16 protein-coding genes and 1 other annotated feature are annotated in these 15,976 nt (G+C 33.8%); all 16 genes read right to left on the reverse strand.

Going from position 1 to position 15,976, the window contains the following annotated elements; translation table 11 throughout:
• Nucleotides 1–126: 126 nt before the first annotated feature.
• Entirely contained in the window at nt 127–423 is a 297-nt protein-coding gene (locus H8909_RS07590; RefSeq protein WP_187012390.1) for a DUF948 domain-containing protein, read from the reverse strand.
• An 11-nt stretch (nt 424–434) separates the two neighbouring features.
• Nucleotides 435–1,745, reverse strand: a complete 1,311-nt coding sequence (locus H8909_RS07595; RefSeq protein ID WP_187012391.1) for a UDP-N-acetylmuramate--L-alanine ligase — start codon at nt 1,743–1,745, stop codon at nt 435–437.
• A 78-nt stretch (nt 1,746–1,823) separates the two neighbouring features.
• A complete protein-coding gene (locus H8909_RS07600; RefSeq protein WP_187012392.1) occupies nt 1,824–2,450 on the reverse strand; it encodes a DUF4261 domain-containing protein in 627 nt (208 codons plus the stop codon).
• Nucleotides 2,451–2,452: 2 nt separating this feature from the next.
• Nucleotides 2,453–3,112: an HAD family hydrolase gene (locus H8909_RS07605; RefSeq protein WP_187012393.1), complete on the reverse strand. Its 660-nt coding sequence runs from the start codon at nt 3,110–3,112 to the stop codon at nt 2,453–2,455.
• Nucleotides 3,102–3,590 (reverse strand): N-acetyltransferase, encoded by a 489-nt coding sequence (locus H8909_RS07610; RefSeq protein WP_187012394.1) that lies wholly within the window; start codon nt 3,588–3,590, stop codon nt 3,102–3,104. Before H8909_RS07610 ends, H8909_RS07605 begins: the two co-directional genes overlap by 11 nt.
• A gap of 82 nt (nt 3,591–3,672) precedes the next feature.
• Nucleotides 3,673–4,746: a M24 family metallopeptidase gene (locus H8909_RS07615; protein WP_187012395.1), complete on the reverse strand. Its 1,074-nt coding sequence runs from the start codon at nt 4,744–4,746 to the stop codon at nt 3,673–3,675.
• Nucleotides 4,724–6,490 carry an aspartate--tRNA ligase gene (gene aspS / locus H8909_RS07620; RefSeq protein WP_187012396.1) on the reverse strand — a complete coding sequence of 589 codons (1,767 nt, stop codon included), beginning with the start codon at nt 6,488–6,490 and terminating at the stop codon, nt 4,724–4,726. The genes H8909_RS07615 and aspS overlap by 23 nt, the downstream gene beginning before the upstream one ends.
• Nucleotides 6,483–7,763 carry a histidine--tRNA ligase gene (hisS, locus tag H8909_RS07625; RefSeq protein WP_187012397.1) on the reverse strand — a complete coding sequence of 427 codons (1,281 nt, stop codon included), beginning with the start codon at nt 7,761–7,763 and terminating at the stop codon, nt 6,483–6,485. Before hisS ends, aspS begins: the two co-directional genes overlap by 8 nt.
• A 36-nt stretch (nt 7,764–7,799) precedes the next feature.
• Nucleotides 7,800–7,987, reverse strand: a binding site (T-box leader).
• 37 nt (nt 7,988–8,024) lie between these two features.
• Nucleotides 8,025–10,241: a RelA/SpoT family protein gene (locus tag H8909_RS07630; RefSeq protein ID WP_187012398.1), complete on the reverse strand. Its 2,217-nt coding sequence runs from the start codon at nt 10,239–10,241 to the stop codon at nt 8,025–8,027.
• A gap of 162 nt (nt 10,242–10,403) precedes the next feature.
• Nucleotides 10,404–10,916: an adenine phosphoribosyltransferase gene (locus H8909_RS07635; RefSeq protein WP_187012399.1), complete on the reverse strand. Its 513-nt coding sequence runs from the start codon at nt 10,914–10,916 to the stop codon at nt 10,404–10,406.
• A gap of 92 nt (nt 10,917–11,008) precedes the next feature.
• Nucleotides 11,009–12,622, reverse strand: a complete 1,614-nt coding sequence (recJ, locus tag H8909_RS07640) for a single-stranded-DNA-specific exonuclease RecJ (protein ID WP_187012400.1) — start codon at nt 12,620–12,622, stop codon at nt 11,009–11,011.
• A gap of 116 nt (nt 12,623–12,738) precedes the next feature.
• Nucleotides 12,739–13,026: a post-transcriptional regulator gene (locus H8909_RS07645; RefSeq protein ID WP_187012401.1), complete on the reverse strand. Its 288-nt coding sequence runs from the start codon at nt 13,024–13,026 to the stop codon at nt 12,739–12,741.
• A gap of 60 nt (nt 13,027–13,086) precedes the next feature.
• Nucleotides 13,087–13,905 carry a metal ABC transporter permease gene (locus H8909_RS07650; RefSeq protein ID WP_202985923.1) on the reverse strand — a complete coding sequence of 273 codons (819 nt, stop codon included), beginning with the start codon at nt 13,903–13,905 and terminating at the stop codon, nt 13,087–13,089.
• Nucleotides 13,905–14,555, reverse strand: a complete 651-nt coding sequence (locus tag H8909_RS07655; RefSeq protein WP_187012402.1) for a metal ABC transporter ATP-binding protein — start codon at nt 14,553–14,555, stop codon at nt 13,905–13,907. The genes H8909_RS07650 and H8909_RS07655 overlap by 1 nt, the downstream gene beginning before the upstream one ends.
• The gene (locus H8909_RS07660) at nt 14,552–15,487 is read right to left on the reverse strand and encodes a metal ABC transporter substrate-binding protein (RefSeq protein WP_187012403.1); all 936 of its coding nucleotides are present in this window, start codon (nt 15,485–15,487) and stop codon (nt 14,552–14,554) included. Before H8909_RS07660 ends, H8909_RS07655 begins: the two co-directional genes overlap by 4 nt.
• On the reverse strand, nt 15,480–15,890 hold the full coding sequence (locus H8909_RS07665; protein WP_238928247.1) for a Fur family transcriptional regulator: 411 nt from the start codon (nt 15,888–15,890) through the stop codon (nt 15,480–15,482). The genes H8909_RS07660 and H8909_RS07665 overlap by 8 nt, the downstream gene beginning before the upstream one ends.
• Nucleotides 15,891–15,976: the final 86 nt, after the last annotated feature.

A 15,976-nucleotide genomic window follows, 5' to 3' on the forward strand; every position in this document is an offset into this window, starting at 1 on the left:
TGACGTTTCTAAATTAACTAAACCATAAAATTCAACTATTCTATTTTTTCTAAATTATTCAAACTTGTTTTTAAGTTTGTCTTTTTTTATACGTTTTGATTGATTTTTGTTTCACACTTATACCTCCTATTTTTTCTTCAAGATATTTTTCAAGCCTAATACCGTTCCTAATATACCTGCGCTTGATCTCTTCTTATTAAAAATACCACTTACCACGTTGATAGGTTCATTGAGCTTATCCATTTTATAGTTGATATCATCCACTGTGACATTTACTTTAGAAACAGTTGTTTCTAAATGCTGAGACAAATGACTGACATCTTTTAATGTTGTAAGTGCATGGATAAGAAATACTCCTAGAGACACTAATGCAAATACACCAGCGAGCACTAGAATACATAGACAAATTGTTAAGATATCCATGGGATGTCCTCCTATGCCTTTTCTTTTTCCTTAATAACTAATTCTTCTAATTTATAGATATCCTTAGGACTCATAAATAAGAATACTGCATTATCATATTGAGCCAATTCTTTTGCACCTGCTTCATCTTCAGTAACCACTTTAGAACGAGGTAGGTTCTTAGTAATAACACTGACATCAATATCGATTCCTGGTTCTTTTGGCGCATTTTTAGGGAAATCCACAAAATATGGATGATCAACTGTATCCATGATTCGTGCATAATCCTTCGCAAATCTTAAGCCACGAGAATATCTATCTGGCTGATAAACCGCAACAATCTGCTTGCCAGGGAAACGTGTTCTTGTTTCTTCAATTACATATTTAATAGCTGTTGGATGATGTGCATAGTCATCAACATATACATTATTGCCTACTTCTTTCACTGCATAACGTCTCTTAGTTCCCTTAAATGTACTTAACTGACTCTGCATATAATCAAAGTCCATACCTTCAAGATAACCTAAAGTAATAACACCTAATGTGTTATAAAGTGTATGCATACCATAGAATGGTAGAGTGAAATGTCCAAAAAGATCACCATAGATATATACATCAAATGAAAGACCTTTTTCATTATTAATCACATTTTTAGCCTGAACATCATTACCGTCTTTTACACCGAATTTTACAACTCTCTTTGTATAATTCAAATGTGGAAGATGAGGATCATCACCCCAGATGACAATAGCCTTTTTAGCCTGGTTGGCATATTTTTCAAAAGACTGTTCATACTGTTCCATTGACTTGAAATAGTCTACATGGTCCATTTCAATGTTGTTGATATAAGCATAATCTGGATGATACCATAAGAAATGATCTTTATATTCGCAGCATTCAGCTATAAAATACTTAGCACCCTTAGTAGCATAACCAGTACCATCACCAATTAATACATTTGTCTTATCATAGTCTTTAAATAAATGATAAGCCATACCTGTAGTAGAAGTCTTACCATGTGTACCTGCAATACCGATAGTAATATGATCATCCATAAGCTTAGCTAGGAAATCATAATAGTGATGAATTGTTACATTAGGATTGTCTTCTGCAGCAGCCACTTCTTCATTAGAACGGTCAAATGCATTCCCTACAATAACATCCATACCGTCTTTAATATTGTCTTTATTAAATGAATAAATAGGAATATGTCTTTCTCTTAAGCCATCTTCAAGGAAGATATACTTATCAATATCACTTCCTGCAACTTCATAACCTAAATCATATAAGATTCTTGCAAGAGAAGCCATTCCTGAACCTTTAATACCTATAAAATAATACATATATTTTGTCACCTCGATAATATATTAACACAAATTAAATAATGATTACATAGATATCACTTAAAAATGAAAGTATTTTCATAAATTGGTAAGAATAGGATCGTCTATCCTAAAAGTTGGTATATCAAATATCTCACTTTCACCCAAATGAATAGACAATACCTGCTCAATAGTGAGCCCAATAGTTTCACCATCTTTAAATATCACATTGTTCATAATAACATAGAGTGCAGTGTCTTTAATGAAGTCTAATACAGCCCTAGGTTCACCAATAGAAGAGACTTCTATTTCATGATAGCCGAGCTTTTCAAGACCATCTGTATAAGCCCCTACCCCATTTTCTAATGGATATAAACCAAACCAGATGACGTTATAAATAGGAAACATATCCTGTTCAATCATCTTGGCCATTGTTTGATAAAAAGATGGTTCGTAGATAACATCATTCATATAAACTCCTACAACATTCTCATCAATGTTTGAACATACTTCTTCTACAAATAAAGGACAGTCTGTCTGAATGGTTTCAATTGTCTTATGGATATGAATCATTCCAGTATGATTTTTAGTACATGCATCTGCTTCTTCCCACATAAAGTTACTTAAAGCTGCATTAAGACGTACTTTGTCATCTAATGGTTGATTAATATAATTACTAGTTTCATTGAATGGTTCTTTTACTAATAAAAATGCTTCTAATTCCATCTTTACTCTCCTTCAAACAATAAGTCTTCTAACTCTTTAACAGATTCGACATAATAAGTACATTTGTTCTTGATATCTTCTTTGATTTCCTTGATATCATGAGCCCATCCAGCTCCACATGCATCAATATGCGCATCTCGTGCCATCTGTATGCCTGGTAATAAGTCATCTACAAGTAAGACATCTTCTTTGTTTAAATGAAGTTCTTCAATAATGCTTTCAACAGGCCAAATAGATGGTTTACGCTTTTCAGGAGGTAATTCCCATCCGTATATAATAGAAGGCTCTGGTAAATCATTATTCTTATAATCACGAATGATTGTATGCTTCATTGAATGAGAAATAACACAGATAGTGCCACCTTCATTCACATAACGCCATAATAAATCATGAATGCCATCAAAACAGACAGGGGCATGATCACGAATATAAGACTGCCAGTTATTTTCCTGTATATGCATTTCTTCTTCAGTGAACTTTAGTATATCAAAACATAATGCAGTGAAACCTGGCTTATAATTATACTTAAAATAATCTTCACAAGTCATAGTAACACCAGGGCGCAATTTACTTAATGAGTCTAAGAATGCAGGAAAGTTCACTGTACGTGTGCTATCTACAATCGTATCATCATGATCTAGTATTAAACATTTATATTTCATTTGTATCTCCTTTTTGATATGCAAGACATGTTATACCTTGCGTATTGACTATTTTTCCACACTGTTTAAATCCACAAGATTCTAATAAATTCTGCATAGGAATATTTTTAATTCCTGTATCCATCTTTAAATTAGGAATCTGACTATAAGCCCAGTTCAAGATAAACTTGCAGGCCCCTTTCACAATATGTGCAGAAACAACACGATGTACCACACCATAAGGTGCATCATTGAGCCATTGTCCCTCTATTTCCTTATAATCTTGATCTTCTTCTATCGCATAATAGAAAACAGCCGCAATTTGATTTTCATACATGCATAAATACATCTTATCTATATCTTTAGTAATCATTTCTTTTGAAGGATAACCTACAGGCCACTGATCTTTATTGCCATGATTATCCATGAATATCTTTGCTTCTTTATAAAGACTCATTATTTTATCTATATGAGCCCTATCTGCTTTTCTTATTTCCATAGTCAACTCCTTTACTTAATACAATAGCATAAAAAAAATTGGATAGCTAGAACCTACATCCTAACTATCCTTTCTACATTAATTATTCAATTACAGTTAATTCCTTTGGATAACTATTTAATACCTTACAGCCATCTTCAGTGACCATAACTAAGTCTTCAATACGAACTCCAAAATCACCTTGTAAATAAACACCAGGTTCAATTGAGAAGATCATACCAGGCTTTGCGATAATATCACTGACAGAAGATACATCACCAAATTCATGTACATCTTTACCAATGAAATGACCTAAACGATGATTGAATTCTTTACCATAACCTGCTTCAGTAATGATATTTCTTGCGACTGCATCAATTTCAGATAATTTCATACCTGGCTTGATAGCAGCTTCAGCTGCTTCATTTGCCTTTAATACAAGATTGTATACTTCTTTCTGCTTTTGGGATACTTCTTTATAGAAGAATGTTCTTGTCATATCAGAACAATATCCTTTATAGATACATCCCATATCAACGATAATAGAATCTCCTGGCTTTAAACGGCTATCATCGCATGAATGATGGGGATTAGCACCATTGGCACCATAACCCATGATTGGACTAAATGAATGACCTGATGCACCTAATGACTTGTAGTAAGCAAGTAATGCTTCATCCATTTCAATTTCAGTCTTATCTGTTGCAAGTAATCTTTTTACTTCAGCCATTGCTGTATCATTCATTTCACTTGCTTTAAACATGAGTGCTTTTTCTTTATCATCCTTCTGCATTCTTACTTCATCTACGCATAGTGATCCTAAAACATATTTAGCGTTGACGCGATCCTGTACAGGAATTAAGAAACGTGCTGGCATATTCTTATCTACACCAATCACTTTTGCATCCTTTAAATAATCTGCAAGTAATGCTGGACCATTATCTGTATCATCAAACCAAGTAATAGGCATACCTAATTCTTCTCCCACATAGAATAAGTTATTGAAGAATAACTGATGATTTCCTTTAGAAGAAAGAACCATAACATACATTCTTTCACCTGGATGATTGACATAATCTAATAAATAATCGATAGAAACAGGATCAGTGACTAATAGATAGTCAATGCCTCTTTCTTCCATTTTTTCTAATACTTTATTTATTCTCTTCTGATTCATATTCAGTAACCTCAATTCCTAAGTCCTTTAACTGATCATTGTCTACTGGTGTAGGTGCTTTTGACATTGGACAAGTTGCACTTGTATTCTTAGGGAAGGCAATAACGTCTCTTAAAGAATCACATCCGCATAATAACATTGCGAAACGGTCTAATCCTAATGCGAATCCAGCATGTGGTGGTGCACCGTATCTAAATGCGTCCACAAACCAGCCAAACTGTGCATCAATTCTTTCCTGTGTGAATCCTAAAGCCTTGAAGGCACGATCCTGTAATTCTTCTTCATAGATTCTCTGAGATCCACCACCTAGTTCGAAACCGTTTAAGACGATATCATAAGCATCTGCTAAGCAGTTTGCTGGATCTGTATCAATCTTATCTAGATCAGAATCCTTTGGACGAGTGAATGGATGATGCATTGCATAGTATCTTCCATCTTCTTCAGAATATTCAAACATTGGGAAATCAACAACCCATAAGAAGTTGAACTGACGAGGATCATATAATTTTAATTCTTTACCTAAATGATTTCTGATTGCTGCAAGAGCATCACATACAACCATGTAATGAGTATCACTCACAAATAGTAATAAGTCTCCTACCTCAGCATTCATCTTTTCTAATAAAGCGCTCATCTGTTCTTCAGTAAAGAACTTAGCAATAGGTCCAGATACACCCTTATCAGTCACTTTTAACCAAGCAAGACCTTTAGCCTTATATTTCTTAGCAAGTTCAGTTAAAGCATCAATCTTCTTACGTGAATAGTTATCTGCTTCACCCTTGACATTAATACCTTTTACATGTCCTCCTGCAACAAGCGCACTCTTGAATACCGTAAAGTCAACATCCTTCACTGTTTCATTTAAGTTAACAAGCTTTAAATCAAAACGTGTATCAGGCTTATCGATACCATAAGTTTCCATTGCATCATGCCATGTCATTCTTGGGAATGGTAACTGAACATCGATGTCCATAACATCTTTCATAACCTTCTTGATTAAGCCTTCACCAATACCAATAACCTGATCAGTATTCATGAAACTCATTTCTACGTCCACCTGAGTGAATTCTGGCTGACGGTCAGCACGTAAGTCTTCATCACGGAAACATCTAGCAATCTGATAATAACGTTCAAAACCAGCTACCATTAATAACTGCTTAAATAACTGTGGAGACTGTGGTAATGCATAAAATGAGCCATTATGTACACGTGAAGGTACTAGGAAGTCTCTTGCACCTTCTGGTGTAGATTTATTTAAATATGGTGTTTCGATTTCTACAAATTCTTCACTATCTAAGTATTCATGAATGGCTCTGACAATCTTAGCACGTCTCATGATGTTCTTTTGAAGAGCTGGACGTCTTAAATCAAGATAACGATATTTCATTCTTGTTTCTTCTAAGGCATCAGTTTCGTCCGTAATAATCATAGGAGTAGTCGCTGCCTTATTGACAATCTTTACTTCTTCAGCCTGGATTTCAATATCACCAGTTGGCATATCTGGGTTCTTAGAACTTCTTTCTACGACAGTCCCTTTGATGTCAAGAATATATTCGTTCTTAACATCCTTTAACTGTTCATTGAATGATTCATCAAAGATTACCTGTGTAATACCATGACGGTCTCTTAAGTCTACAAAGACTAAAGCACCTAAGTTTCTCTTTTTAGCTACCCAGCCAATAAGTTCTACTTTTTTATTGACATCAGTGATTCTTAGTTCTCCATTGTTGTGAGTTCTATTCATGTTCATGATCTCCTTCATAATGATTTTCAATATAACTTAAAATATCTTCTAATTTAACTTCACTCTGTTCTTTAGAATGATTGCAGCGAATATTAACATATTCACCCTTTACTTCATCTTCACCAATAATAATAGAAAGATGTGCACCAAAACGGTCACTAGACTTGAACTGTCCTTTTAAGCCTCTACCTGCATAATCCATATCACAAGTAAAGCCGTTTGCTCTAAGCATTGTGATGATCTGCATTGCTAAATCTCTTGCTTCATCACCTAGAGGCATAACATAAACATCAATACCATTTTCTTCATCTTCTTCGTCATCTAATGCAAGCATCAATCTTTCCATACCAAATGCAAAGCCTACACCAGGAGTTGCAGGACCTCCAAGTTCTTCAACAAGGCCATTGTAGCGTCCTCCACCACCAACAGTAGAACCAGCTCCTAACTTTGGATCATCACTGATGATTTCAAATACTGTATGAGAATAGTAATCTAATCCTCTTACTAAATTCGTATCTACAACATATTCGATTTCTAAATCATCTAATAAGTTGCAGACTTTATCGAAATGTGCTTTCGCTTTTTCACTTAAATAATCAATTGTACGAGGAGCAGAAGCCATAACTGGATTCTTCGCATCGACTTTACAGTCTAGAATTCTTAATGGGTTCTTTTCAAAACGTGCCTGACAGTCTTCACATAAATCATTAAGCACTGGTCTGAAATGATTCTTTAAAGCTTCTCTATATGCAGTTCTTGATTCATCATCACCTAATGAGTTAATATGTAATTTGATATTCTTAATACCTAATGCTTCAACGATAGTCACTGCCATCAACATACATTCAACATCTACGTATGGTGATTCAACACCTAACATTTCTACACCGAACTGGTGGAACTGTCTCTGTCTACCATTTTGTGGACGTTCATATCTGAACATTGGTCCCATATAGTAAACCTTCTGTAATTTTTCAGGTAAAGCATACATCTTATTTTCTACATATGCTCTTGCAATACCTGCAGTTCCTTCTGGTCTTAAAGTAAGAGAACGATCTCCCTTATCTTTAAATGTATACATTTCTTTAGTCACTACATCTGTTGTATCACCAACTGCACGGCTAAATAATTCTGTGTGTTCAAAGATTGGTGTACGCATTTCTTTAACGTTGTAATTTGCGGCAACAGTTCTTAATAGCTGTTCCATTTCAATCCATTTTTCTGAATTTTCAGGGGTAATATCTACTGTCCCTCTTGGTCTATTGTATTTCATAGTTCCTCCTTTATAAAAATAAAAAAACGTCCTTAATCTAAGGACGTTAATACGCGGTACCACCTTAGTTCATGAATAAATCATGCACTTTACTTAGTTATAACGTTACCAACGTGCTTTTTTAAAGCATTCTCCAAAGTGTCCCATAACTTCTCATTAGTCATTTCCACCAGCCATGACCTCTCTATCAATGTCCATTACTTAATCTTCTTCACTGAATATAAGGTGATTATAAATCAAAAGTATATTTAATTCAAGTCACTAATGAATTACACGGCGAATTTCTGCAACACCCTGTACTTTATTCATATTATCAATTGTATTCTGTAAGATTTCTGCATTCTCTACAGATAATGTTAAACGAATATGAGCATCTAAATCCATGATATTCGCATTAATCTTAAGAATATTGACCTTTACCTGACTTAAACATGTTACTATATCACTTAATAAATTAGGACGGTCTAGTCCAACAACTTCTAGATCCACATTAAAGCGCTTCTGTTCAATATTAGGATAATCCCAATAAACATCGATCAAACGTCCTTTAACAACACTCTTGACATTTGGACAATCCGCACGATGAATCTTGATACCCTGTCCTTTAGATACAAAACCAACAATCTTGTCACCAGGAATAGGATTACAGCATTTAGATAATTGCATCTTTAGCCCATCTACACCAGTAACTGCCACACCAATACTCTTCTCATGTTTCTTATTTAATTCCTGAATATTGTTGTTGTGGCGAAGGATTTGAGACAAGTTATCAAAGAATCCTCTCTTTTGTGGGGCCACTTTATCAAGAAGTGTAGAAGCAGTCGCATGCTTCTTACCTAATGCAAAGAGTACATCATCAAATGTATTGGCGCCAAATGAGCCAAGATAAGTTCTATAAGTATCAGGACTCATATAAGTCTTTTCATCAAGCTGTCTTGCTCTGATTTCATCTCTAAGAAGTCTTCTTCCTTCTTCAATAATCTGTTTCTTATTTTCTTCTTCATGTTTTGTGATATATTGACGAATCTTATTACGAGCTCCAGCTGTTCTTACAAACTTCAACCAGCCTTCACTTGGACCAGAATTCTTATTAGTCTTGATTTCAACAATATCACCTGTTTTTAATTTAGTATCAAATGGAACCATGACACCATTCACTAGTGCACCGACCGCATGATGTCCTACTTCAGTATGAACACGATATGCAAAGTCAATAGGTGTAGACCCATTTGGTAACTCTACAATACGACCTGCAGGTGTTAAAGCATAAACATTGGCTTCAAAGATATCACGTTGCAAAGTATTATAAAATTCTTTAGCTTCATTATCTTTCATTTCATCACTTACAGTAATGAACTCACTCATCCACTGAAGCTTTTCTCCAATTTCCTTCTGTTCCTGCTTTGCATTATATTTCTTACCTTCTTTATAACGCCAATGAGATGCAACCCCTCTTTCAGCGAGTTCATCCATCTCTTCAGTACGGATCTGAATTTCAAATACATAGCCTTTTTCGCCAATCACAGATGTATGTAGTGACTGATACATATTAGGTTTAGGCATCGCAATATAATCCTTAAAACGGCCAGGAATTGCACGATATTTCTCATGCATAATACCTAATACTTCATAACATTCATTCTTAGTTTGTACAATAACACGTAAAGCATTCAAATCATAGATTTCATCAAAACGCTTATGCTTATAAACCATCTTTTTATAAATAGAATAAATATGCTTAGCACGACCCTTAATACGATAACTAATGCCAGTTCCTTCTAAGTTCTTTTCAACTGACTTAATCATTGCATCAACAGAATCTTTTCTTTCACTCTTCTTCTTATCAAGAAGTGCCGCAATTTCTTTATAAGCTTTAGGATCAAGATATAATAAGCATAAATCTTCTAGTTCTACTCTAATATCATTAATACCTAAACGATGAGCAATTGGCGCATAGACTTCTAATGTTTCTCTAGAAATACGTTGCTGCTTTTCAGGGCTCATATATTGAAGCGTACGCATATTATGGAGTCTATCAGCTAATTTAATCAAGATAACACGAATATCCTTAGCCATCGCAATATAGATCTTACGATGATTTTCAGCATGGAAATCACTTTCTTCCATATAAGGCATCTTAGTGATCTTAGTAACACCCTCTACTAGAGTAGTGACTTCTTCACCAAATCTCTCAACCATTTCTTCTCGAGGCACATCACAATCTTCCATAACATCATGAAGAAGTCCTGCTGCAATAGTAATTGGTCCAGTCTGAAGTGTTGCAAGAATATAAGCAACCCAGATCAAATGAATTGTATAAGGTTCACCACTTCTTCTTTTCTGTTCCTTATGCTTCACCATGATAAAGTCATAAGCCTTTTGAATCAGGGCTAAACTTTCTTCTTTTGTGATATATGTTTTTACAAGAGCAAGGACGTCGTCGTAACTCATTGGGTCCCCTGCGCCTTTATATTTCATAATAACACCCCCTCATGTATCATCTCAATTATAACATAATTCACTACTAACATGAAGAGACTAAGAAAGGAATAATACAAATATCACTTCATTTATTCTGATATTTACTATTCGTTTATGAATAATACAAACAAAATAAAAAAACTCCCAAAGGAGTTTCTATTAGTATTTAACCTGTGAATAGATGTTGTATTTACTTAGTTTTTCAGTAGCTTTTAATTCTTCTAATTCAATCACGAATTCCATACCTACAACTTCTCCACCCATTTCTTCAATAAGTGCAGCAACAGCTTCTACGGTACCACCAGTTGCAAGTAAATCATCAACGATTAATACTTTCATACCTGGCTTAATACTGTCTTTATGCATGAAGATTTCATTTGACCCATATTCTAAATCATACTTCTTGCTGACAGTTTCTCTAGGTAACTTACCTGGCTTTCTGATTGGTACAAAGCCACATTCTAATTCTAAAGCGACAGGACATCCAAAGATAAATCCTCTTGATTCAGGACCTACAACTACGTCAACTCCTAAATCCTTTGCATGTGCTGCTAAATCATCAATACAAGCTTTGAATGCATCCTTATCTTCTAATAAAGGTGTCACATCTCTAAAGATAATTCCTTCTTTTGGAAATCCTGGAATAGATGCAATATGCTGTTTAAAATCCATAACGAATCCTCCTATACAATATTATTATTATATCATCACAAAACAATGAATAACATAAAATCTTAAAAATAAATCCTTACAGATTAACTAAATTATAAGATATCCTCAACAATAAAGTTAATAGATTTATTACCTCTAAAGACATTGATAGATAAAGTACCAACTAGAGTCATAGAATCTTTATGAACAAGTTCATCATATAATTGTCCTTTATTAAAAGCAAGGGCAGAGACCTGATTATCTCCTAAATGAAACTTTAAATGTTTACCTTCAGATAAACGGTCTACTTGATGACATGATACATCTTCTAAAATAAATAATGGTGCTTTGTTTTCTTCGCCAAAAGGGGCAAGTAAATCAAGTGACTCAACATTAGGAATTGTTGTATCAGTGAGTGTAATAGGAATAACTGATTCACTGGCTTCAAAATGACATCCTTTTATATCATTCATAAGGGCATCATAAACTAAAGGATAGTTAGACTTAGTAATAGTAAAACCTCCTGCTTTTGCATGACCTCCATATTGCACAAATAGATCTTCATGATGAGTAAAGAAATTATAAATATTAAAGCCATCAATTCCTCTTGCACTTCCTTTATATATTTCTTCTTTAGGATTATAGTGCATGACAAAGGCTGGTTGTTCATATTCTCTTGTATATTTACCTGCCACTAGACCTACTAATCCTTCATGCATATTCTCAGAACCATAAAATAAACAAGGTGAAGATGTATCAGTCACTGCTTCTTTATATAAAGAAGTGGTTAGTGATTGTCTTTTAGAGTTGATTTTAGATGCATAATTAGAAATCTTTTCTTGGTAGGCCGGGTCTGCTTCTTTTAAGAAATATTTAACTAGATAAACAGGATTCACTAGTTCTGGTAAGCGTCCAAAAGCATTAATACGGGGAGCTATTGTGAAACCTATAGTTGTGGCATCATAGTCTCTACTCCCTTTTAATAGTTCTAAAGAGGGGTATTTATATTGCTTCATAAACTGTAAACCACGTCTTACTAGACTTCTATTTTCATCTAGTAATGGCATCATGTCAGATATAGTTGTAATAGAAGCTAGAGTGAATAAATAAGGGTCATGATGCTTTAAAAGAGCTGCTGCAAGCTTATAGGCAATAAAACCACCACATATCTCTTTAAATGGATATTTAGGAGACATTTTAGTATGAATAATTGAATAAGCGACAGGAACTTCACCATCAAAGGCATGATGATCAGTGATGATGACATCAATACCTAATTCCCCTGCTTTTTCTACTGCATCAAACGCTTTGATTCCATTATCTACAGTAATAATGAGAGAGTAGCCCTTCTCTGCCATCTGTTCTACTCTTGTTGTATTAAGCCCATAACCATCAGTAAAGCGATTAGGAATATGATATCCAACTTCTACTCCTCTTTCATGAAAAGCTTGTACAAGAATAGTGGTTGCTAGAATACCATCACAGTCATAATCTCCATAAATACAGATTTTTTCTTTATTTGCGATTGCTTCTTCAATACGTTCTAATGTTTCATCTGCTTCTTCAAATAAAGAAAAATCATGATAAATAAGATGAGGATCCATAAAGGATTTAAATTGTTTTTGATCTATTTTTTTACTTTCTATTACTTTAGCCATCAAAGAATTAACACCATAAGTCTGTATAATTTCATTAGTATGACTTAGTTTTATCGTTTTATATTTCATAATTAACCTCTTAAAAAATTACTACCTATTCATCTTAAACAATATAGAGATAAAAGTCAAAATAAGTGTTCTAATCAAAAAGTGGCTTTTAGGCCACTTTTAATAGAAATAATAAGTTATTTCATGATCAGACTCTGAAAGTCTGCTAAGTTTTTAGTTTCTGCTTCCTTAATGACTTTAGCTTGTAGATATTCAAAAATTGTAGAGAACTGCAAAGACATAATATCATCAATCATATCACAAAAAGTAATAGTGATTTTATTTCTCCATACTACATTTCTGAGATAATCTTCAATTTCTGCTGCAACAATCTTTTCTACGCCATCCTTCTGAAACTCATAGGCTTTTGCTTGAAGGATAAATACAACTTCATCAGGAAGCGGTTTTGATAAATCTATATCCATATTCTTACGCTCCCACGAATACTCATTATATAAGAATTGTGAGGCGATGAAAAGACTTAATTATGATTTTGTAGTGACATAATGAATAAGCTGTGTAATGCATAATACAACTAAATTCACAATTACAATAGACGCTCCAGTTGGGGCTGCATAGAGGTATGAAATAGATAATCCTACAATAAAACAAATAGAAGAAAGGATGGTAGAAGAAATTACTACATGCTTGAAATCCTTGCAGAAATACATGGATGTAAGACATGGGAAAATTGTTAAACTTGAAATAAGAAGTGCCCCCATCATACGCATACCTAATACTATTGTAAGTGAACAAAGTATTGCGATAATGATGTTGTAGAATTCTACGTTAATACCAGTACTTTTCGCAAAATCTTCATCAAACGTCAATGCAAACATCTTATGATAAGAGAAAATATAAAGAATAAGTACAATAAGGGATAAAACAATACTTATAATCATATCTTGATTATTAAGCGAAAGGATACTACCAAATAAGTAGTTATTGATATCTGTATTCACACCTTTTGTAAGTGATATAGCCATAATACCAATCGCAAGTGAACTAGATGATAAAACCGCAATAGCACCATCACCATGAATATGATGATTGTTGTTAAGTTTTAGTATCATTACAGCCGCAATCACTGCTACTGGTACAGCTAAATAAAGTGGTGCCACTCCTAATACTGTCGCAATCGCAAAACTTCCAAAAGAGACATGGGATAAACCATCACTGATCATCGCATTCTTTCTTAAGACAAGATTTACGCCTAACATTGCAGCACATAATGAAATAAGTAAGCCAACAATAAAAGCACGAATAATAAATGTATAGTTAAACATATGGAGTAATGTATTCATTATTTAACTTCCTCCATTCTATAGTTATTTTTATCTAAATGAAGAATCTTATTACCAATCACTTCATGAGACGCTAAATCATGAGTAATCATGATAATTGTTAAACCTTTTTGATGAAGTTCTTTTAAAACAGTATAGAATTCTTCTTTAGAATCATAGTCTAAGTTATTAGAAGGTTCATCAAGTACTAAACATTCTCTTGTTGCACATAGTGCTCTTGCAAGTAAGACCTTCTGTCTTTGCCCTCCAGATAGTTCCCCAAAAGAATTGTTTTTAAGGTTTTCTATATGAAGTGTTTTTAAACATTCTACTGCAAGTTTCTTTTCTTTTGAATTAAAGAAAGGACGATACCCTACTCTATTTAATGCGCCTGATAAGACTATTTCATATACTGAAGCAGGAAAATGACGATCCACCTTTGTTTCTTGAGGCATATAACCTATTTCTCTTTCATTCAAATAATATGTAATCTGCCCTTTCATTGGCTTAATAAGTCCTAATAATCCCTTGATCAGGGTACTTTTACCTGCACCATTTTGTCCTAGTACAGTAATAAAATCACCTTGATTTATATCAAAAGAGAGATCATTGATTACTTCTTGATGATCATAACCTAAACGTAAATGATCAACCTTTATAAGTGTTTTCATTGAAGTGCCTCCTTTACTGCCTTTGCGTTTTTACGCATGATTGAAACATATGTTTCACCATTATTAAAATCCTCTGCACTCACATTATGCATACTTTGAATAGTACGTACTTTTACACCTGTTTCTTCAGAAATAGTACGAGCAATCTGTCCATTGGATAATTCAATCTTAAAGATAACAGGATTGTGATCCTTCTTGACCTTATCAATTAAATAAGAAATAGTAGATGCACTTGGTTCAGTCTGTTCAGAACATCCTGGAAATGCAGCACTATATGTAAGACCATATTCTTTCGCAAAATAAAGCAAAGGGAAACGATCTCCTACAACTATATCTTTTCTTTTTGCCTGCTTGACTATTTGTTTAAAACTAGAATCAACAGATGCAATCTGTTTAATATAGTTTTCTGTATTATCATTAAACTTTGATGCATGTTTTTGATCAAGTGCACACATTTTCTTATTTAAGCCAGAAACAATTTCCATTGCATTTTTAGGACTTGTCCAGACATGTTCATCATATTCTTCTTCATGTTCATCATGTTCTTCATGTTTTTCTTCTTCCATCCCTTCAACGTGTTCTTCATGCTGAAGATGAGATACAAGATCCAACATTTTAACTATTCTTTTAGAGTCCATATCAGCTAGCAAGCTATCCACCCATTCATCTGATTCTCCACCTACATAAAAGAATAAATCGCTCTCTTTAATCGCAACCATATCTTGTGGTGAGGGTTCATAAGAATGAGAATCCATACCAGGTTTTATAAGCATCTTTATAGATATATCTTGATCATTTTTAGTAATTGCACGAACAAAATCATAACAAGGAAAGTTAGTAACAACAATATTAAATGATTTCTTTCTAGTTTCTGTTGTACAACCTGTCATTAATAATAAAGAGAGAATAAACAAACTAATCTTTTTAAGCATGGATAGCCTCCCTGCACTCTTTACATAAGCCCACAATTGTAGAATCCTTACAATCAATTTCAAAGCCATGGTCCTCTAATAAATGTGTACGAATAATATCCATGAAATCACATTCTAAATGCGCAATCTTACCACATCTCTTGCATAATAAGTGAAGATGGTGATTGCACTTTTCTTCTCTTGCATATTGGTAATACACACTATCTTCTTCTGAAAGTGTATGTTTTTGTATGAGTCCCTGCTGTGATAGTTTATCTAGATTACGATAAACTGTGACTAGATTCACATTTAACCCCTGCTCAACCAATGCCTGATAAATATCTTTAGCACATAAGCGATGATCTTCATTTTTCTTCATATATTCAATAATACACTCTTTGTATTTTGTACGATATTGTTTCATAGAATACCTCCTATGCAAATGATTTGCATATTGTATTATAATGATTCTTATTCCTATGTCAACGAATATGCAAATGATTTGCATGT

The sequence above is a fragment of the Catenibacterium faecis genome, assembly GCF_014306455.1.
Lineage (GTDB): Bacteria > Bacillota_I > Bacilli_A > Erysipelotrichales > Coprobacillaceae > Catenibacterium > Catenibacterium mitsuoka_A.